Genomic DNA, 19,867 nt, shown 5'->3' on the forward strand with positions numbered 1-19,867 from the left:
CGATGCCCGTCACCGACGAACCCGCGATCATCGACGTGGCCGACACGCTGTTCCGGGCCATCGAACAGACCGACATCGCGATGATCGAAAAACTGTTCAACGACGACATCGCCGTCTGGCACAGCGGTGACGCCGCCGACAACGACCGCGCCCGCGCGCTGCGGGTGATCAGCTGGTTCATCAACCGCACCGTCGAGCGCCGCTACGAGATCCTCGACCGGCAGGTCTTCGAGGGCGGTTTCGTCCAGCAGCACATCCTGCACGCGACCGGCACCAATGAGGGGGTAATCGCGCTGCGGGTGTGCATCGTGATCAAACTGGCGGCCAACGGTCTGATCAGCCGCATCGACGAGTACTTCGATCCCAAGGACATGGCTGCGCTGATGTAGCCCGAGAAGGCGACCGTGGCCGTAGCATCGGCCCCATGTCGGACAGTCCGGTGCGCGTCCTGGTCTATAGCGACAATCCCCGCACTCGTGAGCAGGTGATGCTCGCGCTGGGCAAGCGGGTCCATCCCGATCTGCCCGAACTCAGCTATCTCGAGGTGGCCACCGAGCCGGTGGTCATCCAGCAGATGGACGCCGGCGGCATCGACCTGGCCATCCTGGACGGCGAGGCCACCCCCGCAGGCGGAATGGGTATCGCCAAACAACTCAAGGACGAGCTGGACGTGTGCCCGCCGATTCTGGTGCTGACGGGGCGTCGAGACGACGCCTGGCTGGCGAATTGGTCGCGCGCGGAGGCCGCTGTGACACAGCCGATCGACCCCATTGAGCTGGGTGAAGCCGTGGTGGGTCTGCTGCGCCGAGCGCCGGCCTGACCGCCGGCCGCCATCACCGCGAAATTATCTGCGGCCCTTACCGATTCGCGCGGGAGCGCACTTCATGGAGTTGGGCCGCGCCGTTGTTTCGATCCTAGCCAAAACGCGTCGGAGCGACGGCCAAGATCGCTAGGCTGTGTGGTAGCTCACATCGACAGCCCGAGCGAGGGAGCGCAGCAGTACTCATGGAGCTCTATACGCCCATCCTGGTTTTGGGGGCCATCGCGGCCGCCTTCGCGGTGGGTTCGGTCGGGATCGCGCTGGTGATAGGGCCCCGGCGCGACAACCGGGCCAAGGCGATGGCCTATGAGTGCGGTATCGAACCCGCACCGCAGGACGCCGGCAGCGGCCGGTTCCCGATCAAGTTCTACCTGACCGCGATGTTGTTCATCATCTTCGACATCGAGATCGTCTTCCTCTACCCGTGGGCCGTGGCATTCGACCAGTTGGGCACGTTCGCGCTGATCGAGATGGGGTTGTTCATGGCGACGGTGTTCGTGGCGTATGCGTATGTGTGGCGCCGCGGCGGATTGGACTGGGACTGAACATGGGACTCGAGGAGCAACTTCCCGGCGGGATTCTGCTCACCACCGTGGAGAAGGCCGCCGGCTTCGTGCGCAAGGGCTCGCTGTGGCCCGCGACCTTCGGGCTGGCCTGCTGCGCCATCGAGATGATGGCCACCGCGGGCCCGCGGTTCGACATCGCCCGTTTCGGCATGGAGCGGTTCTCGGCGACGCCGCGCCAGGCCGATCTGATGATCGTGGCGGGTCGGGTGAGCCAGAAGATGGCCCCGGTGTTGCGCCAGGTCTACGACCAGATGATGGAGCCCAAATGGGTGCTGGCCATGGGGGTCTGCGCGTCCTCGGGCGGAATGTTCAACAACTACGCGATCCTGCAGGGCGTCGACCACGTCGTCCCGGTCGACATCTACCTGCCCGGCTGCCCACCGCGGCCCGAGATGCTCCTCCACGCGCTGTTGACGCTGCACGCCAAGATCGCCGAGATGCCCCTCGGCGTACACCGCGACGAGGTGGTGGCCGCCGCCGAGCGGGCCGCGCTCGAGTCGCCACCGACCATCGAGTTCAAGGGGCTGCTGCGATGAGCAACCGAAACCCGCACTACGACCCCGCCGAGCCCGAGGTCATCGACGTGCGCACCGGCATGTTCGGGGCCGAGGGCACCGGCGACACCTCCGGCTACGGGCGACTGATCCGGGAGGTGGCGCTGCCCGGCAGCAGCCCCCGCCCCTACGGCGGGTACTTCGACGAGGTCGTCGACCGGCTGGCCGAGGTGCTCGGCACCGAGTTCAGGGCCGCCGTCGAGCGCATCGTCGTCCACCGCGAACAGCTGACTTTGCAGATCCACCGGGAACGCCTGCCGGTGGTGGCCCAGGCCCTACGCGACGACGTCGGCCTGCGGTTCGAGTTGTGTGCCGGCGTGTCCGGGGTGCATTACCCCGGCGACGAGGGCCGCGAACTGCACGCGATGTATCCGCTGCTGTCCATCACCCACAACCGGCGCATCCAGCTGGAAGTGACCTGCCCGGACTCCGACCCCCATGTGCCCTCGCTGTATTCGGTGTATCCGACCGTCGACTGGCACGAACGCGAGACCTACGACTTCTTCGGGATCATCTTCGACGGACATCCCGCGCTGACCCGCATCGAGATGCCCGACGACTGGGTCGGGCACCCGCAGCGCAAGGACTATCCGCTCGGCGGTGTGCCGGTGGAATACCACGGCGCGCAGATCCCGCCCCCAGACGAGCGGAGGGCTTACCACTGAGATGACCGACATCAGGGAACACACAGTCACGCTGGGCGGCCAGGACTGGGACGAGATCGTGGCGCTGGCCAGGGAGGCCTCGCAGGGCACCGCGGGCGAACGCATCGTGGTCAACATGGGGCCGCAACACCCGTCCACACACGGCGTGCTGCGGCTGATCCTGGAGATCGAGGGCGAAACCGTCACCGGAGCCCGCTGCGGAATCGGCTACCTGCACACCGGGATCGAGAAGAACCTCGAGTTCCGCAACTGGACCCAGGGCGTCACCTTCGTCACCCGGATGGACTACCTCTCACCGTTCTTCAACGAGACCGCCTACTGTCTCGGGGTCGAAAAGCTGCTCGGCATCACCGATCAGATTCCCGAGCGCGCCACCGTGATCCGGGTGCTGCTGATGGAGCTCAACCGGATTTCCAGCCATCTGGTGGCGCTGGCCACCGGCGGCATGGAACTCGGGGCCATGAGCGCGATGTTCTACGGATTCCGCGAGCGCGAGGAAGTGCTGACGGTGTTCGAGGCCATCACCGGCCTGCGGATGAACCACGCCTACATCCGTCCCGGCGGGCTGGCCGCCGATCTGCCCGAGGGCGGCGCCGACCAGGTGGCCGCACTGCTGGAACTGCTGCCGGGCCGGTTGGCCGAGTTCGAGGCCTTGCTGCGGGACAACCCGATCTGGAAAGCCCGCAACGTCGGCATCGGCTTTCTGGACCTGACCGGCTGCATGGCCCTCGGCGTCACCGGCCCGGTGCTGCGCGCCACCGGTCTGCCGCACGATCTGCGCAAGTCCCAACCGTATTGCGGCTACGAGACCTACGACTTCGACGTGATCACCGGATCCAACAGCGACTGCTACGACCGGTATGTGATCCGGGTCGAGGAGATGAAGCAGTCGTTGCGGATCGTCGAGCAGTGCCTCGACCGGTTGCGGCCGGGCCCGGTGATGATCGAGGACAAGAAGCTGGCCTGGCCCGCCGATCTGACGCTGGGGACCGACGGGTTGGGCAACAGTCCCGAGCACATCGCCCGGATCATGGGCCGGTCCATGGAGGGTCTGATCCATCACTTCAAGCTGGTGACCGAGGGCTTCCGGGTGCCGGCCGGACAGTGCTACGTCGCCGTCGAATCCCCGCGGGGGGAACTGGGCGTGCACATGGTCTCCGACGGCGGCACCCGCCCCTACCGCGTGCACTACCGCGACCCGTCGTTCACGAATCTGCAAGCGGTGGCGGCGATGTGCGAAGGCGGCATGGTCGCGGACCTGATTGCGTCGGTGGCCTCTATCGACCCCGTCATGGGCGGGGTGGACCGTTGACGAGCCAACCGATCAACAACCGCACGGTCGATCTGACGCTGGGTCCGCGCCCGGACGAGCCCGGGCCGCCCATCGGTGGTCCGCTGACCTATCCGCCCGAGGTGGCGGCCAGGCTCGCCGCGGACGCCGCGGTGATCATCGCCCGGTACCCGCACTCGCGCTCGGCACTGCTGCCGCTGCTGCACCTGGTGCAGTCCCAGGACACCTACTTGACCGCGGCCGGAATCTCTTTTTGCGCAGCGCAATTGGGCCTCACCGACGCCGAGGTGACCGCCGTGGCCACGTTCTACTCGATGTACCGACGCAACCCCACCGGCAAGTATCTGGTGGGGGTCTGCACCAACACGCTGTGCGCGATCATGGGCGGCGACGCGATCCTGGAGACGCTGGAAGCCCACCTCGGCGTTCGGCCGGGCGAGACCACCGAGGACGACCAGGTGACACTGGAACACCTCGAATGCAACGCCGCCTGCGACTACGCACCGGTGGTCATGGTGAATTGGGAGTTCTTCGACAACCAAACCCCCGCCGGCGCACGCGAACTCGTCGACGCGCTGCGGGCCGACGAACCGGTGACCGCGACCCGCGGCGGCCGGATCTGTTCCTTTGCCGAAACCGCCCGCACCCTGGCCGGACTCCCCGACCCGGACCGCGAACCCGACCGGTCCGGCCCGGGACCCGCGACGCTGGCGGGTCTGCGGGTGGCCCAGGCGCTCGGCATGACGGAAACGGGAGACTGAATGACGAACCCGACGCCCCTGGCCCCGGTGCTGAGCCGGTTCTGGGATGTCGATGAACCCTGGTCGCTGCGGACCTACCGGGATCACGACGGCTACCGCGCCCTGGACAAGGCGTTGGCGATGGATCCCGATGACGTCATCGCCCTGATCAAGGACTCGGGGCTACGGGGGCGCGGCGGCGCCGGCTTCCCCACCGGGACCAAGTGGTCGTTCATCCCGCAGGACGACACCGGTCCCGGCGCCAAACCGCCCGGTTCGACGAGCGGTGTAGTTCCGCGAGGAAGAGGCCGGGCGACAACCAAACCGCACTACCTGGTGGTCAACGCCGACGAATCGGAACCCGGTACCTGCAAAGACATTCCGCTGATGTTGACCACCCCGCACTTTCTGATCGAGGGGGCGATCATCGCGGCGTACGCGATCCGGGCCCGACACGCGTTCATCTATCTGCGCGGCGAGGTGGTCCCCGTGCTGCGCCGCGTGCAGGCCGCGGTCGCCGAGGCGTATGAGGCCGGCTACCTGGGCCGCGACATCGGCGGAACCGGATTCGATCTGGAACTGATCGTGCACGCCGGTGCGGGCGCCTACATCTGCGGTGAGGAGACCGCGCTGCTGGACTCACTCGAGGGTCGGCGCGGCCAACCCCGCTTGCGCCCACCGTTTCCCGCCGTCGCGGGACTCTACGCGTGCCCCACGGTGGTGAACAACGTCGAGTCGATCGCCTCGGTGCCGCCGGTGGTGCTCCGCGGCGTGGACTGGTTCAAGTCGATGGGCTCGGAGAAATCGTCCGGGTTCACGCTGTACTCGTTGTCCGGGCACGTCACCACGCCCGGCCAGTACGAGGCCCCGCTGGGCATCACGCTGCGCGAGCTGCTGTCCTATGCCGGCGGCGTGCGCGCCGGTCACGAACTGAAGTTCTGGACCCCCGGCGGTTCCTCGACCCCGCTGCTGACCGCCGAACACCTCGATGTGCCGCTGGACTACGAGGGGGTGGCCGGCGTCGGTTCGATGCTGGGCACCAAGGCCTTACAGATCTTCGACGAGACCACCTGCGTGGTGCGCGCGGTGGCGCGCTGGACCGACTTCTACGCCCACGAATCCTGCGGCAAGTGCACCCCGTGCCGGGAGGGCACCTATTGGCTCAAGCAGATCTATGAACGCCTGGAAAGCGGCCGCGGCACCGCCGAAGACCTCGACAAGCTGCTCGACATCTCCGACATCGTGCTCGGCAAGTCGTTCTGCGCGCTGGGTGACGGGGCCGCGATGCCGATCCAGTCGTCGCTGAAGTACTTCCGCGCCGAGTACGAGGCCCATCTGCACGGTGGGTGCCCGTTCGATCCGCACGCATCGATGCTCGTCGCACCGGAGGAGGTGGGCGCATGACCCTCGCCGAATACGGCTCCGAGGCCCCGCCGGTCGAAATGGTCACGCTGACCATCGACGACGTCCAGGTCTCGGTACCCAAGGGGACCTTGGTGATTCGCGCTGCCGAACTGATGGGCGTGCAGATCCCGCGGTTCTGCGACCATCCGCTGCTGGAGCCGGTCGGAGCCTGCCGGCAGTGCATCGTGGAGATCGAGGGCCAGCGCAAGCCGATGGCGTCGTGCACCATCGCGGTCGCCCCCGACATGGTGGTACGCACCCAGCACACCAGCGCCGAGGCCGACAAGGCCCAGCACGGGGTCATGGAACTGCTGCTGATCAACCACCCGCTGGACTGCCCGGTGTGCGACAAGGGCGGGGAATGCCCCCTACAGAACCAGGCGATGTCCAACGGCCGGGCCGAATCCCGGTTCACCGACGTCAAGCGCACCTTCCCGAAGCCCATCAACCTCTCGGCCCAGGTGCTGCTCGACCGGGAACGGTGCGTGCTGTGTGCGCGCTGCACCCGGTTCTCCGAGCAGATCGCGGGTGACCCGTTCATCGAACTGCTGGAACGCGGCGCGCTGCAGCAGGTCGGGATCGCACCCGGCGACGCCTTCGATTCCTACTTCTCCGGAAACACCGTGCAGATCTGTCCGGTCGGTGCGCTCACCGGGGCCGCCTACCGGTTCCGCGCGCGGCCGTTCGACCTGGTGTCCTCGCCCAGCGTGTGCGAGCACTGCGCCTCCGGGTGCGCGCAACGCACCGACCATCGGCGCGGCAAGGTGATGCGGCGACTGGCCGGCGACGACCCGGAGGTCAACGAGGAATGGAACTGCGACAAGGGCCGCTGGGCGTTCACCTACGCCACCCAGGGCGACCGCATCCACACTCCGCTGCTGCGCGACGATGACGGCGCCCTGCGGCCGGCCTCGTGGTCGGAGGCGATCGGCGTCGCCGGGGCCGGTTTGGCGGCCGCGGTGGGGCGGGCCGGCGTGCTGGTGGGCGGCCGGGTCGGTGTCCGGGATGCGCTGGCCTACAGCCGCTTTGCCCGCATGGTGCTCGACACCAACGACGTCGACTTCCGAGCCCGTCCGCACAGCGCGGAGGAGGCGCAGTTCCTGGCCGCCCGGATCGCCGGTCGCCCGATGACGGTGACCTACGCCGATCTGGAGTCGGCACCGGCGGTGCTGCTGGTCGGGCTGGAGCCCGAGGAGGAATCCCCGATCGTGTTCCTGCGGCTGCGCAAGGCCGCACGCAAAAACGGGTTGGCGGTGCTCTCGGTGGCACCGTTCGCGAGCCTCGGCCTGACCAAGATGAACGGGCGGCTGGTCATGGCCCCGCCCGGGGGTGAGGCCGCGGCACTCGATGCGCTCGCCCCGGAGTTACCCGACGGCACGATCATCATGGTCGGCGAACGGCTGGCCACCAGTCCCGGCGGCTACGCGGCGGTGGACCGACTGGCCGAGGCCACCGGCGCGCGGCTGGCCTGGGTGCCACGGCGCGCCGGGGAACGCGGCGCCCTGGAGGCCGGTTGCCTGCCCAACCTGCTGCCCGGCGGACATCCGGTCGCCGACCCGCGGGCCCGCGCCGCGGTCGCCGACGCCTGGCACAGCACCGCGCTGCCGGCCGCGGCGGGCCGGGACACCGCCGCGATCCTGGCCGCCGCGGGCGCCGGCGATCTCGGTGCCCTGCTGATCGGGGGCGTCGAACTGGCCGACCTGCCCGACCCGGTGGCCGCGCGGCTGGCCATCTCGGCGGCCCCGTTCGTCGTCAGCCTCGAACTGCGCCACAGCGAGGTCACCGCGCTGGCCGACGTGGTGTTCCCGGTGGCACCGGTGGTGGAGAAGTCGGATGCCTTCCTGAACTGGGAGGGCCGGGCCCGACCGTTCGAGGCCTCGCTGGCCAGCAACGCCACCGCGGATTCGCGGGTGCTGCAGACCCTGGCCGACGAGCTCGGCGTCGACCTCGCCCTGCAGGATTCGGAGCCGTCGGCGTGGCGCGGCGAGCGCCCGGCCACCCCGGCGACCCCGGCGCGACACCCGACGCCCGGTCCCGGCGAGGCCGTGCTGGCAACGTGGCGAATGTTGTTGGACGCGGGCCGGTTACAGGACGGCGAGCCGCACCTGGCCGGCACCGCACGCCCACCGGTGGTGCGCCTGTCGGCCGCGACGGCCGCCGAGATCGGCGTCGCGCCGGGCGAGGTGGTGACGGTGCGCACCGACCGCGGTTCGATCTCGTTGCCCCTGCTGCTCGCCGAGATGCCCGACCGGGTGGTGTGGTTGCCGATGAACTCCCCGGGCAGCGCGGTGACCGGACAGCTGGGGGCTGTCTCCGGCGACGTGGTGCACATCGAACGGGGCGACGCCTCGTGACGCATCCCGATCCCGGAATCTTCGGCCTCGATCCGATGTGGCTGATCGTGACCAAGGCCGTGGCGATCTTCGTCTTCCTGGTGCTCACCGTGCTGATCGCGATCCTGGTCGAGCGCAAGGTGTTGGGCCGCATGCAGATGCGCTTCGGCCCCAACCGGGTGGGCCCGAACGGGTTGCTGCAGTCGCTGGCCGACGGGGTCAAACTGGCGCTCAAGGAGGGCTTCATCCCGGCGGGGGCGGACAAGCCGATCTACCTGCTGGCCCCGATCATCGCGGTGATCCCGGCCATCCTGGCGTTCGCGGTGATCCCGATGGGTCCGGTGGTGTCGGTCTTCGGCCACCACACCCCGCTGCAGCTCACCGACTTCCCCGTCGCCGTGCTCTACGTGTTGGCCGTGACCTCGATCGGGGTGTACGGAATCGTGTTGGCGGGTTGGTCATCCGGGTCCACCTATCCCCTGCTCGGCGGGCTGCGCTCGTCGGCGCAGGTGATCTCCTACGAGATCGCGATGGCGCTGTCGTTCGTCGCGGTGTTCCTGTACGCCGGCACCATGTCGACCTCGCAGATCGTCGCCGCGCAGGACCGCACCTGGTTCATCTTCCTGCTGCTGCCGTCGTTCGCCGTGTATCTGGTGGCCATGGTCGGGGAGACCAACCGCGCCCCGTTCGATTTGCCCGAGGCCGAGGGCGAACTCGTCGGCGGCTTCCACACCGAGTACTCGTCGCTGAAGTTCGCGATGTTCATGCTCGCCGAGTACATCAACATGACCACGGTCTCCGCGCTGGCCGCCACCATGTTCCTCGGCGGCTGGCAGGCACCGTGGCCGATCAGCCTGATCGACGGCGCGAACAGCGGGTGGTGGCCGCTGATCTGGTTCGTGGCCAAGGTGTGGGGCTTCATGTTCTTCTACATGTGGCTGCGGGCGACGTTGCCGCGGCTCCGCTACGACCAGTTCATGGCGCTGGGCTGGAAGCTGATGATTCCGCTGTCGCTGGCCTGGATTCTGACCGTCGCCACCACCAAGACGGTGCGCGCCGACGGCGCCGCGCCCTGGCTGACGGTCGCGATCTACCTCGCGTTCACGGTGGTGCTGGTGCTGGTGCTGATGTCCTGGAACGCCCACCGGTGGCGCCGCCGGCAGGCCGTGGCGCCGCGACTCCCCGACGGTCCGGACAGCACGGGCTCACCGTATTTCCCGGTCCCGCCGATCCCCAGCAAGGAGGAGGTTCGTGGCTAGATTTCTGGACGCACTCGCAGGTTTCGGGGTGACGTTGTCAACGATGTTCAAGAAGCCCATCACCGAGCAGTATCCCGACGACAAGCTGCCCACCGAGTCCCGCTATCACGGCCGGCACCAATTGAACCGGTACGCCGACGGTTTGGAGAAGTGCATCGGTTGCGAGCTGTGCGCGTGGGCCTGCCCGGCCGATGCGATCTACGTCGAGGGCGACGACAACACCGAGGCCGAGCGGTTCTCACCGGGTGAGCGCTACGGGCGGGTGTATCAGATCAATTATCTGCGGTGCATCGGTTGCGGATTGTGCATCGAGGCCTGCCCCACCCGGGCGCTGACCATGACCAACGACTACGAGATGGCCGACGACAACCGGTCGGACCTGATCTACGGCAAGGACAAACTGCTCGCACCGCTGCAGCCCGGGATGACCGCTCCCCCGCACGCGATGGCCGAGGGCGCCACCGACGAGGACTACTACCTGGGCAACGTCCTGGGCGAGATCCAGGGCCCGGTCGGCGGCGGCGCCCGATGACCGCGGAGGCGATCGCGTTCTGGGTGCTGGCCGCGATCGCGGTGGCCGGCGCCCTCGGCGTGGTGGCCGCCCCGAAGGCGGTGTACTCGGCGATCTTCCTGGCCGCGACCATGATCAGCCTCGCCGCCCTGTACGTCGCCCAGGGGGCGCTGTTCCTCGGCGTGGTCCAGGTGGTGGTCTACACCGGCGCCGTGATGATGCTGTTCCTGTTCGTCGTCATGCTGATCGGGGTGGATTCCACCGAGTCGCTGGTGGAAACGATTCGCGGCCAACGGGTTGCCTCGGCCGTTGCCGGGCTGGGCTTCGGGGTTTTGTTGATCGCCGGGATCGGTACGGTGTCGACGAGCGGCTGGACGGGCGCCGCGGCCGGACTTGATCCCGCCTACAACGTCGAGGGCATTGCGGAGCTGATCTTCATCCGCTACCTGTGGGCGTTCGAACTGACCAGTGCGCTGCTGATCACCGCGGCCCTCGGGGCCATGGTGCTGGCCTACCGGGAGCGGCTCGGACGTCGCAAGACCCAACGCGAGCTGTCCCAGGAACGCTTCCGCGGCAGCGGCCACCCCACCACGCTGCCCAGCTCGGGGGTGTTCGCGCGGCACAACGCCGTCGACATTCCCGCGCTGCTGCCCGACGGCTCACCGGCCGCGCTATCGGTCAGCGATGTCCTGGTGCCCCGGGGCTTCGAGCACGGGGGTGTCGATGAATCCCGATAACTACCTGTACCTGTCGGCGCTGCTGTTCACCATCGGTGCCGCGGGGGTGTTGTTGCGGCGCAACGCGATCGTGATGTTCATGTGCATCGAGCTCATGCTGAACGCCTGCAACCTCGCGTTCGTCAGTTTTTCCCGCATGCACGGCCAGCTCGACGGCCAGGTGGTCGCCTTCTTCACCATGGTGGTCGCCGCGTGCGAAGTGGTGGTGGGGCTGGCGATCATCATGGCCATCTACCGCACCAGACAATCCGCCAACGTCGACGACGCACACCTGCTGAGGCATTGATCAGGTGGTGACGGGAGTGACCATGCTGTGGCCGCTGATCGCGCTGCCCCTCGCCGGGGCCGCGGTGCTCCTGCTCGGGGGCAGACGCACCAACTCCTGGGGGCACCTGCTGGGCTGCGCCACCGTGATCGCGTCGTTCGCCTGGGCGGCCGTGGTTTTCGCCGAGCTGCTGGCACGCGACGCGACGGACCGGGTGGTCGGCGAGCGCCTGTTCTCCTGGGTGCCGGTCGCGGAACTGCGCGTCGATTTCGGATTGCAACTCGACGCCCTGAGCGTGTGCTTCGTGCTGCTGATCACCGGGGTCGGCGCGCTCATCCACCTCTATTCCATCGGCTACATGGCCGGTGACGCCGCCCGCAGAAGGTTTTTCGGCTACCTGAACCTGTTCGTGGCCGCGATGCTGCTGCTGGTGTTGGCCGACAACTTTCTGGGCCTCTACGTCGGCTGGGAAGGTGTCGGCCTGGCGTCCTACCTGCTGATCGGATTCTGGGCGCACAAACCGAGCGCGGCGACCGCGGCGAAGAAGGCGTTCGTGGTCAACCGGGTCGGCGACGTCGGCCTGGTGATCGCGATGATGGTGATGTTCGCCAACTTCGGAACCCTGTCCTACGCCGGAGTTTTCACCGCCGCCCCCGAGGCCTCCCCGGGCGCGCTGACCGCGATCGGGCTGCTGCTGCTGCTCGCGGCGTGCGCCAAGAGCGCGCAGGTGCCGCTGCAGTCCTGGCTCGGTGACGCGATGGAGGGCCCCACCCCGGTGTCGGCGCTCATCCACGCGGCGACCATGGTCACCGCGGGCGTGTACCTGATTGTCCGCGCGGGCCCGGTGTTCAACCTGGCCCCGCACGCGCAGACCGCGGTGGTGACCGTCGGCGCGGTCACGTTGCTGTTCGGCGCGATCATCGGCTGCGCCAAGGACGACATCAAGAAGGCGCTGGCGGCGTCCACCATGAGCCAGATCGGTTACATGGTGCTCGCCGCCGGCCTCGGACCGGTCGGCTACGCGGTGGCCATCATGCATCTGCTGACACACGGCTTCTTCAAGGCCGGCCTGTTCCTCGGCGCCGGATCGGTCATGCACGGCATGAACGACGAGACCGACATCCGTCGCTTCGGCGGGCTGCGCGCGCTGATGCCGATCACGTTCGTCACCTTCGGACTGGGCTACCTGGCGATCATCGGGGTGCCCCCGTTCGCCGGCTTCTTCTCCAAGGACGCGATCATCGAAACCGCGTTCGCGGCAGGCGGTCTACGCGGCTGGCTGCTCGGCGGAGCGGCCCTGCTCGGCGCCGGGATCACCGCGTTCTACATGACCCGGGTGATGCTGTTGACGTTCTTCGGCCGGCGCCGGTGGGCACCCGATACCCACCCGCACGAATCGCCGCCGAGCATGACGCTGCCCATGGTGGTGTTGGCATTCGGTTCGGTCAGCGCCGGGGCTCTGCTGGCTCTCGGCGGCCGACTCGTGCACTGGCTCGAGCCCGTGGTCAACCCGACCGGAATCCACGCCCACCATGTCGTTCCGGTGTGGGTGATGTCGACGATCACGCTGTCGGTGGTCGCCGTCGGCGTCCTCGTCGCCTACCGGGCCTATGGCCGGCGCGCGGTTCCGGAGACCGCCCCCGCCGACGTCTCGGCGCTGACCCGCGCGGCGCGCCGCGATCTCTACGGCGATGCGTTCAACGAGGGCGTGTTCATGCGGCCCGGCCAGCTGCTCACCCGCGACCTGGTGCGGGTCGACGAGGTGGTCATCGACGGTGTCGGCAGCGGCCTGGCGACGATGGTCAGCCGCAGTTCCGACGCGCTGCGCCGAGTGCAGACCGGCTTCGCCCGCTCGTATGCCCTGACCATCCTCGCCGGGGCCACCCTGATGGTGGCGGCCGTCCTGCTGACGGGAGTGTGGCGGTGAACGACTTCCCGATCCTGACGGTGCTCTGGGCCCTCCCGCTGCTCGGGGCGGCCGTCATCATCCTGCTGCCCGCGGCACTCCAACGTTTCGCGAAGGTCGCCGGCGTCGCGGTGTCGCTGGCCGTGCTGGCGATCGCGCTCATGCTGGCCGTGCAGTTCGACCCCGCCGGCGCGCAGTATCAGTTCGTCGAGGATATGGCGTGGATTCCGTCCTTCGGCACCGGCTACATCCTGGGCCTGGACGGAATCGCGTTGGTGCTGGTGGTTTTGACGGCGGTGCTGGTGCCGCTGCTGTTGTTGGCCGGCTGGACCGACGCCGACGACACTCCCGGCGAGAAGCAACTGCTGTCCGGCCGGGCCCCGCACGCCTACGTCGCGCTGACACTGGCCGTCGAGGGGATGGTGCTGATCGCCCTGCTCGCCCTCGACGTGTTGCTGTTCTACGTGTTCTTCGAGGCCATGCTGATCCCGCTGTACTTCCTGATCGGCGGCTTCGGCGCGCACCGGGCCGGGCGGTCCCGGGCGGCGGTGAAGTTCCTGCTGTACAACCTGTTCGGCGGCTTGATCATGCTGGCCGCGATCATCGGCCTGTACGTCGTGACCGCCGGCAGCGACGCGTTCGACGGCGGCACCTTCGACTTCCGCGCGATCGTGGCCGCGGTCGCAAACGGTGAACTCGACGTCAACCCCGCGGTGATGCACGCGCTGTTCCTCGGGTTCATGCTCGCGTTCGCGATCAAGGCCCCGCTGTGGCCGTTCCACCGTTGGCTGCCGGATGCCGCGGTGGAATCCAAACCCGCCACCGCGGTGCTGATGATGGCCGTCGTCGACAAGGTCGGGACCTTCGGGATGCTGCGGTACTGCCTGCCGCTGTTCCCCGATTCGGCCACGCTGTTCGCCCCGGCCATCATGGTGCTGGCGGTCATCAGCATCATCTACGGCGCCATCCTGGCGTTCGGGCAGACCGATTTCATGCGGCTCATCGCCTACACCTCGATCTCGCACTTCGGGTTCATCATCCTGGGCATCTTCGTGATGACCAGCCAGGCCCAGTCCGGCTCGACCCTGTACATGATCAACCACGGGCTGTCGACCGCGGCGTTGTTCCTGATCGCCGGTTTCCTGGTGTCGCGCAGGGGTTCTCGCGTCATCGCCGATTACGGCGGCGTGCAGACGGTGGCGCCGGTGCTGGCCGGCACCTTCCTGGTCGCGGGACTGGCCACCCTGTCATTGCCCGGGCTGGCCCCCTTCATCAGCGAATTCCTGGTGCTCATCGGAACCTTCACCCGCTACCCGGTGTTGGCGGTGCTCGCCTCCGCGGCGCTGGTGCTCTCGGCGATCTATGTGCTGTGGATGTATCAGCGGATGATGACCGGGCCCGTCACCGCCGGCAGCGAGAACGTGCGCGATCTGATTCCCCGGGAACTGGCGGTGGTCACCCCCCTGATCGCCCTGCTGCTGGTGCTCGGCTTTTATCCGAAACCCGCGCTGGATCTGATCAACCCGGCGATCCAGCACACCCTGACCACCATCGGTCAGACCGACCCGTCGCCCGCGGTGGCAGAGGGAGCAGCGGAATGACCACGGTGTTAGCGCTGCAGGCACCCAGCGTCGAGTACGCCCAGCTTTCGCCGATGCTGATCGTGATCGGCGTCGCCGTCGCGGGCGTGCTCGTCGAGGCCTTCCTGCCGCGCCGACTCCGCTACCGGACCCAACTGCTGTTGAGTCTCGGCGGTCTGAGCGCGGCACTGATCGCGGCGGGGATACTGCTGCGTGACCTGGGCGACGGAACGGGGACCTCGGCGGTGACGGGGTCCGTCGCCGTCGACGCGCCCGCGCTGTTCCTGCAGGTCACCGTTCTGGTGATCGCGATCCTGGGCGTGCTGCTGATCGCCGAACGGCGGGCACCGAGTCCCGAATCCGACGATCCGGCAGGCGGTTTGGATGCCTTCACCCCGCAGGCCGCGGCGGTGCCCGGCAGCGTGGCCGAGAAGGAGGCCACCCGGGCCGGGATAATCCAGACCGAGGTGTTCCCGTTCACGATGTTCGCGGTCACCGGGATGCTGCTGTTCGGCGCCGCCGACGACCTGTTGACGATGTTCATCGCCCTGGAGGTGCTGTCGCTGCCGCTGTATCTGGTGTGCGGCCTGGCGCGGCACCGCCGGTTGCTCTCGCAGGAAGCCGCGCTGAAATACTTTCTGCTGGGCGCGTTCTCGTCGGCGTTCTTTCTGTACGGCATGGCCCTGCTCTACGGGTACAGCGGCACCTTCGCCCTGACCGGCATCGCCGACGCCATCGCCGAACCCGGCGGGCAATCCTCCAGGGTGGCGCTGGTCGGCGTCGGCCTGGTGGCTGTCGGACTGCTGTTCAAGGTGGGCGCGGTGCCGTTCCACTCCTGGGTTCCCGATGTGTACCAGGGCGCCCCCACCCCGATCACCGGATTCATGGCGGCGGCGACCAAGGTGGCGGCGTTCGGCGCCATGCTGCGGTTGTTCTACGTCGCGGTGCCTGAACTGCAGGCCGGGTGGCGGCCGATGATGTGGGCGGTGGCCATCGCGACCATGGTGATCGGCACCGTCGCTGCGGTCCGGCAGACGAACGTCAAACGCCTGCTGGCGTATTCGGCGGTCTCCCACGCCGGATTCATCCTCACCGGCGTCGTCGCGCTCACCGACAGCGGGGTCTCCAGCACGCTGTTCTATCTGTTCGCCTACGGGTTCTCGACCCTGGGCGCGTTCGCGGTCGTCGGCCTGGTCCGCGACAGCACCGGCGCCGAGGACTCGGAGATGGCCCGCTGGGCCGGGCTGGGTCGGCGCTATCCGCTGGTGGGGGCGGTGTTCGCGCTGTTTCTGCTCGCCTTCGCCGGCATCCCGTTGACCAGCGGGTTCGTCAGCAAGTTCGCGGTGTTCAAGGCGGCCGGCGAGGGCGGCGCGATGCCGCTGGTGGTGGTCGGTGTCGTGGCGAGCGCGATCGCCGCCTACTTCTACATCCGGGTGATCGTGTGGATGTTCTTCACCGACCCGCCGCCGGATGCTCCCGTCGTGGTGGTTCCCAGCTGGACCGGCAAGGCCACGGTGGGCCTGACGGCGGGCATCACGCTGCTGTTGGGCGCCCTGCCGCAGCCGCTGCTGGATCTGGCCAACAACTCCACGCAGTTCCTGCGCTAGCGTCAGACCATGTCTGTCGTCACCACCACCGACCACGGCGCGGTGCGCGTCATCACCATGAACCGGCCGGAGGCGCGAAACGCCCTGGGCCACCTGCTGATCGAGACGCTGTACGGCGCGTTCGCCGACGCCGACGCCGATCCAGCGGTGCGCGCGGTGGTCCTCACCGGGACCGACCCGGCGTTCTGTGCCGGCGTCGACCTCAAGGAGGCCGAGCGGTTGGGCGACGCGTACTTCGCGCGGTTCCAAAGCCACAACTGCATCACCAAGCCGGCCGAGATGAGCACCCCGATCATCGGGGCGGTCAACGGGCCGGTGTTCACCGGCGGGCTCGAGATGGCGCTGGCCTGTGACTTCCTGATCGCCTCGGAGCGTGCGGTATTCGCCGATACGCACGCGCGGGTCGGGATCCTGCCCGGCGGCGGGATGACGGCCCGGCTGCCGCAGCGGGTGGGCGCCGGCATGGCTCGGCGGTTGTCGATGACCGGTGAGGTGGTCGACGCCGCACGTGCCGAACGCATCGGCCTGGTCACCGAGGTGGTGGCACACGAGCGGCTGCTACCGCACGCCGTCGATCTGGCCACCCAGATCGCCGAGGTACCCGCACCGACCATGGCCGGCCTCAAGGAAATCTACCGACGCGGCTGGGCCGGGGTCACCGACGCCGCCCTGGCGACCGAAAAGCAGATCGCCGGCGCTCAGCAGCTGGATGCGGCGGGCCTGGCGCAACGCCGGGCCGACGTGATGGCCCGCAACAAGAGCCAGATACCGTAAGTGTTCCCGTAGAACCATTCAGCGAGGATCACACATGCAGACGGCGACCTTGACCCCCTACTTCGTGGCCGACGGAGACCAGTTCGTGCCCAACGAGATCGCCCAGGGTGGGTGGGGTCCCACCCTCGGCGGCCAGGTGGTCGGTGGACTGTTGGCCCGCAGCATCGATGCCCAACGCGTCGACGCCGACCTGATCCCGGTCCGGCTCACGGTCGACATGCTGCGGCGGGTGGCCACCGAACCGGTGCAGGTACGCGCGGAGGTGCTCCGCGTCGGCGGCCGCATGCAGTCCATGGCGGCGACCATGACCCAGCACGGCGAGGTCGTGGCCCGCGCCTCCGCGCTCTGCCTACGCCGCGGCGAACAACCCGGGGAGCAGGCGTGGAGCACCCCGATCGAGATGCCGCCGCTGCCGCGCGAGCCCGCCGAGTTCGACAACGCGATCCCGATGTTCGTCAAGGCCTACGGCCGGGACCCGGGCATCAAGGGCGGCATGGAATGGCAGCACGACGGCCCCCGATATGCCTGGGTGCGCGAGGTCCGCGAACTGATCGCCGGCGAGCCCAACTCGCCGTTCGTGCAGGCCGCGCTGGCCGTCGACGTCACGGCGTCGATGACCGGATTCACCACCTCGGGACTGGGATTCATCAACGCCGACTACACGTTGACGCTGTGCCGGCTGCCCGAGGGACCCTACATCGGGATGGCCGCGCTGACCCACTACAGCGCGGCGGGCCTGGCCACCGGCACCGCGAGCCTGTTCGACGCGCAAGGGCCCATCGGTACCGGGGTGACGACCGCGATCGCCAACCCGCACTTCGGCGCGCGGAGCTTCGTCAGGTCCGCGGGGTCAAAGTGAACGGGAGCCAGTAGGTACCCGGCCCGTCCCCCGGGCACCCCGGCGCGGCGACCGTGAAAGTGCGCTCCCCGGCGAAACTTCCGGCGCCGCTGGGACGCAGGAAGTCCGACCGCATCGTGGTCACCGGGCTGCCGTCGTCACAGTGGAACGGGTACTCGCCGCTGGACTCCCACCGGTCACCGTTCCACCGGTAGTCGAACAGCACCGGTGCATCGGGGTTGTCCGCCAGCTCGGTCAGCAACAGCCAGTGCGCAACACAGCCGTCGGCTCCGCATTCGGTGGCGAAACTGGCGGCCTGGGTGGACGGTTCGGAAACGTCCGGCCGACCGTTGAAGGTCTGCCTGGAGTGATCCAGGTAGGTGTCGTAGGAGCCGTACAGCGGAACCGGCTCGGCCCGGTCGGCGTGCGCCGCCGGGACGCCCGCACCCGCCGCGACGGTCAGTACCAGCACGGCGCCGATTCTGGGCAACATGGCTCTGAATAGCACACCGTCGGCGCCGCTAGGAGCCGAATGGCGCAAATGTCCCGTCCAGCACGTCGCGGTGTCCGACGGTGCGACCGGTGACCCGGTTCGGGTCCACGAGCGCGAGGCGCACCACCGCTTCGGCGAAGTCATCCTCGGACCCGGCGTTTTCGAAGTCGGCCCGGTAATAGGACAGGCCGGGCGTCATCATCGCCTGCGACGGGGACAATGCGTTGACCGAGATGTTGCGCCGCTGCAACTCATAGGCGGCCGAGGACGTCAGGTGTTCCAGCGCCGCCTTGGATCCGCCGTAGCCGGGCAGGATTCCACCGGAGAAGTCCTCGTAGGGTCCCGAACCCGGGATGCGGGAGGCGACCGAACTGATGTTGATGATCGCGCCGCGGCCCGCGGTGATCATGTCCGGGGTCACCAACTGCATGAGTTCGTAGGCCGCGAACACGGCAATCTCGAAGTGCCGCCGGAACGCGTGCACCGGAGTGCCGACGAAGGCGGGCCAATCCGCGGCCGGCGCAAGGGGTTTAGCCGGCTTGTCGGGCTTGGCTGCCGGCGCGGCGGCACCGTCCTTCGGTGGGCGGCCGGGCGCGGTGAAAGCCGCATTGTTGACCAGAATCGTCGTCGGCCCCAACGCATCTCGCGCCTCGGCGACAATCCGCGGCAGATCTTCCCGCACGGTCAGGTCCGCCCGGATGGCGACCGCGGTGCCGCCGGCCTGCTCGATCTCGGCCACGGTTTCCCCGATGGTGCCGGGCAGCCGCTCGTTCCACACCTGTTCGGTGCGTGCGACCACGGCCACCTTGGCACCCTCGGCGGCCAACGCCAGAGCGACCGCGCGGCCCAGGCCGCGGCTGGCACCCGTCACGATGGCGACGTCGCCGTCCAGTCTTGCCATGCTCATCTCCTCACGCCGTGCACCACGATCGCGGTGGTCTGATCGACCCAAGCATCATCGACCACGATGTCTGGGGCCAACAACATTCTCAGCAGGGTCGCGCCGCCGATCACCTCGACCAGTCGATCCGGGTCGATGTCGGCGTGCACTTCACCGCGGCGTTCGGCCTCGACCAGCCGGATCCGGACGGCTCCGAAAACGTCGATGAAACGCCGCATCACCCGCGCGTTCAGATCGGCATCGGCAGCCATGTCCGCGATCAATCCCGGTAATGCGGCCCGTACCAGCGGGCTGGTGAAAACGTCCTTGGCCGCGGCGATCATCGCGCGGATGTCGGCGGCGATATCGCCCGCGGGCATCGCCAGCGCGGTCGGTGCGGCCGGAAACGCGGCCTCGTGCACCAATTCCGCCTTGCTCGACCAGCGGCGGTACAGCGCGGTCTTGGTGGTGCCGGCCCGCTCCGCGATGGCGGCCATCGTCAGATTGGCGTACCCGACCTCGACGAGCAAATCCCCCGTCGCGGCCAGGATCGCCGCGTCGATGCGCGGGTCCCGCGGCCGGCCCGCCGCGGCGGCCTTGTCAAGCGGTGCCTGGTCTGGTTTCATAACGCTACTCACAGTATC

Annotated in this window: 21 protein-coding genes; 18 read left to right on the forward strand and 3 right to left on the reverse strand. The window is 68.4% G+C overall.

Going from position 1 to position 19,867, the window contains the following annotated elements:
• The first annotated feature begins 2 nt into the window (after nt 1–2).
• From RCP80_RS17180 to RCP80_RS17265, 18 genes are all read left to right on the forward strand, one after another.
• The gene (locus tag RCP80_RS17180) at nt 3–389 is read left to right on the forward strand and encodes a nuclear transport factor 2 family protein (RefSeq protein ID WP_308478823.1); all 387 of its coding nucleotides are present in this window, start codon (nt 3–5) and stop codon (nt 387–389) included.
• 35 nt (nt 390–424) lie between these two features.
• Nucleotides 425–820 carry an Rv3143 family two-component system response regulator gene (locus RCP80_RS17185; RefSeq protein ID WP_308478824.1) on the forward strand — a complete coding sequence of 132 codons (396 nt, stop codon included), beginning with the start codon at nt 425–427 and terminating at the stop codon, nt 818–820.
• Between the two features lie 185 nt (nt 821–1,005).
• The gene (locus tag RCP80_RS17190) at nt 1,006–1,365 is read left to right on the forward strand and encodes an NADH-quinone oxidoreductase subunit A (protein WP_308478825.1); all 360 of its coding nucleotides are present in this window, start codon (nt 1,006–1,008) and stop codon (nt 1,363–1,365) included.
• 2 nt (nt 1,366–1,367) lie between these two features.
• Nucleotides 1,368–1,922, forward strand: coding sequence for a NuoB/complex I 20 kDa subunit family protein (locus tag RCP80_RS17195; protein WP_308478826.1), 555 nt, complete (start codon nt 1,368–1,370; stop codon nt 1,920–1,922).
• Entirely contained in the window at nt 1,919–2,605 is a 687-nt protein-coding gene (locus tag RCP80_RS17200) for an NADH-quinone oxidoreductase subunit C (protein WP_308478827.1), read from the forward strand. Before RCP80_RS17195 ends, RCP80_RS17200 begins: the two co-directional genes overlap by 4 nt.
• 1 nt (nt 2,606) lies before the next feature.
• The gene (gene nuoD / locus RCP80_RS17205) at nt 2,607–3,917 is read left to right on the forward strand and encodes an NADH dehydrogenase (quinone) subunit D (RefSeq protein WP_308478828.1); all 1,311 of its coding nucleotides are present in this window, start codon (nt 2,607–2,609) and stop codon (nt 3,915–3,917) included.
• Nucleotides 3,918–3,928: 11 nt separating this feature from the next.
• Nucleotides 3,929–4,657: an NADH-quinone oxidoreductase subunit NuoE gene (gene nuoE / locus RCP80_RS17210; protein ID WP_308482895.1), complete on the forward strand. Its 729-nt coding sequence runs from the start codon at nt 3,929–3,931 to the stop codon at nt 4,655–4,657.
• The gene (gene nuoF / locus RCP80_RS17215) at nt 4,658–6,040 is read left to right on the forward strand and encodes an NADH-quinone oxidoreductase subunit NuoF (protein ID WP_308478829.1); all 1,383 of its coding nucleotides are present in this window, start codon (nt 4,658–4,660) and stop codon (nt 6,038–6,040) included.
• Nucleotides 6,037–8,394 (forward strand): NADH-quinone oxidoreductase subunit G, encoded by a 2,358-nt coding sequence (locus tag RCP80_RS17220; protein WP_308478830.1) that lies wholly within the window; start codon nt 6,037–6,039, stop codon nt 8,392–8,394. The genes nuoF and RCP80_RS17220 overlap by 4 nt, the downstream gene beginning before the upstream one ends.
• The gene (gene nuoH / locus RCP80_RS17225; RefSeq protein ID WP_308478831.1) at nt 8,391–9,632 is read left to right on the forward strand and encodes an NADH-quinone oxidoreductase subunit NuoH; all 1,242 of its coding nucleotides are present in this window, start codon (nt 8,391–8,393) and stop codon (nt 9,630–9,632) included. The genes RCP80_RS17220 and nuoH overlap by 4 nt, the downstream gene beginning before the upstream one ends.
• Nucleotides 9,586–10,164 carry an NADH-quinone oxidoreductase subunit NuoI gene (gene nuoI, locus RCP80_RS17230; protein ID WP_308482896.1) on the forward strand — a complete coding sequence of 193 codons (579 nt, stop codon included), beginning with the start codon at nt 9,586–9,588 and terminating at the stop codon, nt 10,162–10,164. Before nuoH ends, nuoI begins: the two co-directional genes overlap by 47 nt.
• Nucleotides 10,161–10,880, forward strand: a complete 720-nt coding sequence (locus RCP80_RS17235; RefSeq protein ID WP_308478832.1) for an NADH-quinone oxidoreductase subunit J — start codon at nt 10,161–10,163, stop codon at nt 10,878–10,880. Before nuoI ends, RCP80_RS17235 begins: the two co-directional genes overlap by 4 nt.
• Nucleotides 10,867–11,166: an NADH-quinone oxidoreductase subunit NuoK gene (gene nuoK, locus RCP80_RS17240; protein WP_308478833.1), complete on the forward strand. Its 300-nt coding sequence runs from the start codon at nt 10,867–10,869 to the stop codon at nt 11,164–11,166. Before RCP80_RS17235 ends, nuoK begins: the two co-directional genes overlap by 14 nt.
• 22 nt (nt 11,167–11,188) lie before the next feature.
• Nucleotides 11,189–13,072, forward strand: coding sequence for an NADH-quinone oxidoreductase subunit L (gene nuoL / locus RCP80_RS17245; protein ID WP_308482897.1), 1,884 nt, complete (start codon nt 11,189–11,191; stop codon nt 13,070–13,072).
• Nucleotides 13,069–14,652: an NADH-quinone oxidoreductase subunit M gene (locus tag RCP80_RS17250; RefSeq protein WP_308478834.1), complete on the forward strand. Its 1,584-nt coding sequence runs from the start codon at nt 13,069–13,071 to the stop codon at nt 14,650–14,652. Before nuoL ends, RCP80_RS17250 begins: the two co-directional genes overlap by 4 nt.
• Complete coding sequence (gene nuoN, locus RCP80_RS17255; RefSeq protein WP_308478835.1) at nt 14,649–16,238, forward strand: NADH-quinone oxidoreductase subunit NuoN; 1,590 nt, start codon at nt 14,649–14,651, stop codon at nt 16,236–16,238. Before RCP80_RS17250 ends, nuoN begins: the two co-directional genes overlap by 4 nt.
• A 9-nt stretch (nt 16,239–16,247) precedes the next feature.
• A complete protein-coding gene (locus RCP80_RS17260; RefSeq protein WP_308478836.1) occupies nt 16,248–17,012 on the forward strand; it encodes an enoyl-CoA hydratase in 765 nt (254 codons plus the stop codon).
• A 34-nt stretch (nt 17,013–17,046) separates the two neighbouring features.
• Nucleotides 17,047–17,871 (forward strand): thioesterase family protein, encoded by an 825-nt coding sequence (locus tag RCP80_RS17265; RefSeq protein WP_308478837.1) that lies wholly within the window; start codon nt 17,047–17,049, stop codon nt 17,869–17,871.
• On the opposite strand, the gene RCP80_RS17270 is transcribed toward RCP80_RS17265, so the two are convergent.
• From RCP80_RS17270 to RCP80_RS17280, 3 genes are read right to left on the reverse strand one after another with little or no spacing between them, the layout of a single operon-like run.
• Nucleotides 17,849–18,343 carry an MBOE_33420 family protein gene (locus tag RCP80_RS17270; protein WP_308478838.1) on the reverse strand — a complete coding sequence of 165 codons (495 nt, stop codon included), beginning with the start codon at nt 18,341–18,343 and terminating at the stop codon, nt 17,849–17,851. The genes RCP80_RS17265 and RCP80_RS17270 overlap by 23 nt on opposite strands.
• Before the next feature lie 28 nt (nt 18,344–18,371).
• Nucleotides 18,372–19,250, reverse strand: a complete 879-nt coding sequence (locus RCP80_RS17275; protein ID WP_373693368.1) for an SDR family NAD(P)-dependent oxidoreductase — start codon at nt 19,248–19,250, stop codon at nt 18,372–18,374.
• Nucleotides 19,247–19,849, reverse strand: a complete 603-nt coding sequence (locus tag RCP80_RS17280) for a TetR/AcrR family transcriptional regulator C-terminal ligand-binding domain-containing protein (protein WP_308478840.1) — start codon at nt 19,847–19,849, stop codon at nt 19,247–19,249. The genes RCP80_RS17275 and RCP80_RS17280 overlap by 4 nt, the downstream gene beginning before the upstream one ends.
• Nucleotides 19,850–19,867 lie beyond the last annotated feature (18 nt).

The organism is Mycolicibacterium sp. MU0053 (assembly GCF_963378095.1).
Classification (GTDB): Bacteria; Actinomycetota; Actinomycetes; order Mycobacteriales; family Mycobacteriaceae; genus Mycobacterium; species Mycobacterium burgundiense.

Bases quoted from the DNA above. Each gene is read 5' to 3' on its own strand.
- nuoL (WP_308482897.1), top strand. From the start codon at position 11,189: ATGCTGTGGCCGCTGATCGCGCTGCCCCTCGCCGGGGCCGCGGTGCTC.
- RCP80_RS17190 (WP_308478825.1), top strand. From the start codon at position 1,006: ATGGAGCTCTATACGCCCATCCTGGTTTTGGGGGCCATCGCGGCCGCC.
- nuoD (WP_308478828.1), top strand. From the start codon at position 2,607: ATGACCGACATCAGGGAACACACAGTCACGCTGGGCGGCCAGGACTGG.
- RCP80_RS17195 (WP_308478826.1), top strand. From the start codon at position 1,368: ATGGGACTCGAGGAGCAACTTCCCGGCGGGATTCTGCTCACCACCGTG.
- RCP80_RS17235 (WP_308478832.1), top strand. From the start codon at position 10,161: ATGACCGCGGAGGCGATCGCGTTCTGGGTGCTGGCCGCGATCGCGGTG.
- RCP80_RS17275 (WP_373693368.1), bottom strand. From the start codon at position 19,250: ATGAGCATGGCAAGACTGGACGGCGACGTCGCCATCGTGACGGGTGCC.
- RCP80_RS17200 (WP_308478827.1), top strand. From the start codon at position 1,919: ATGAGCAACCGAAACCCGCACTACGACCCCGCCGAGCCCGAGGTCATC.
- nuoF (WP_308478829.1), top strand. From the start codon at position 4,658: ATGACGAACCCGACGCCCCTGGCCCCGGTGCTGAGCCGGTTCTGGGAT.
- RCP80_RS17270 (WP_308478838.1), bottom strand. From the start codon at position 18,343: ATGTTGCCCAGAATCGGCGCCGTGCTGGTACTGACCGTCGCGGCGGGT.
- RCP80_RS17280 (WP_308478840.1), bottom strand. From the start codon at position 19,849: ATGAAACCAGACCAGGCACCGCTTGACAAGGCCGCCGCGGCGGGCCGG.
- RCP80_RS17180 (WP_308478823.1), top strand. From the start codon at position 3: ATGCCCGTCACCGACGAACCCGCGATCATCGACGTGGCCGACACGCTG.
- RCP80_RS17185 (WP_308478824.1), top strand. From the start codon at position 425: ATGTCGGACAGTCCGGTGCGCGTCCTGGTCTATAGCGACAATCCCCGC.
- nuoK (WP_308478833.1), top strand. From the start codon at position 10,867: ATGAATCCCGATAACTACCTGTACCTGTCGGCGCTGCTGTTCACCATC.
- nuoN (WP_308478835.1), top strand. From the start codon at position 14,649: ATGACCACGGTGTTAGCGCTGCAGGCACCCAGCGTCGAGTACGCCCAG.
- RCP80_RS17265 (WP_308478837.1), top strand. From the start codon at position 17,047: ATGCAGACGGCGACCTTGACCCCCTACTTCGTGGCCGACGGAGACCAG.
- RCP80_RS17220 (WP_308478830.1), top strand. From the start codon at position 6,037: ATGACCCTCGCCGAATACGGCTCCGAGGCCCCGCCGGTCGAAATGGTC.
- RCP80_RS17260 (WP_308478836.1), top strand. From the start codon at position 16,248: ATGTCTGTCGTCACCACCACCGACCACGGCGCGGTGCGCGTCATCACC.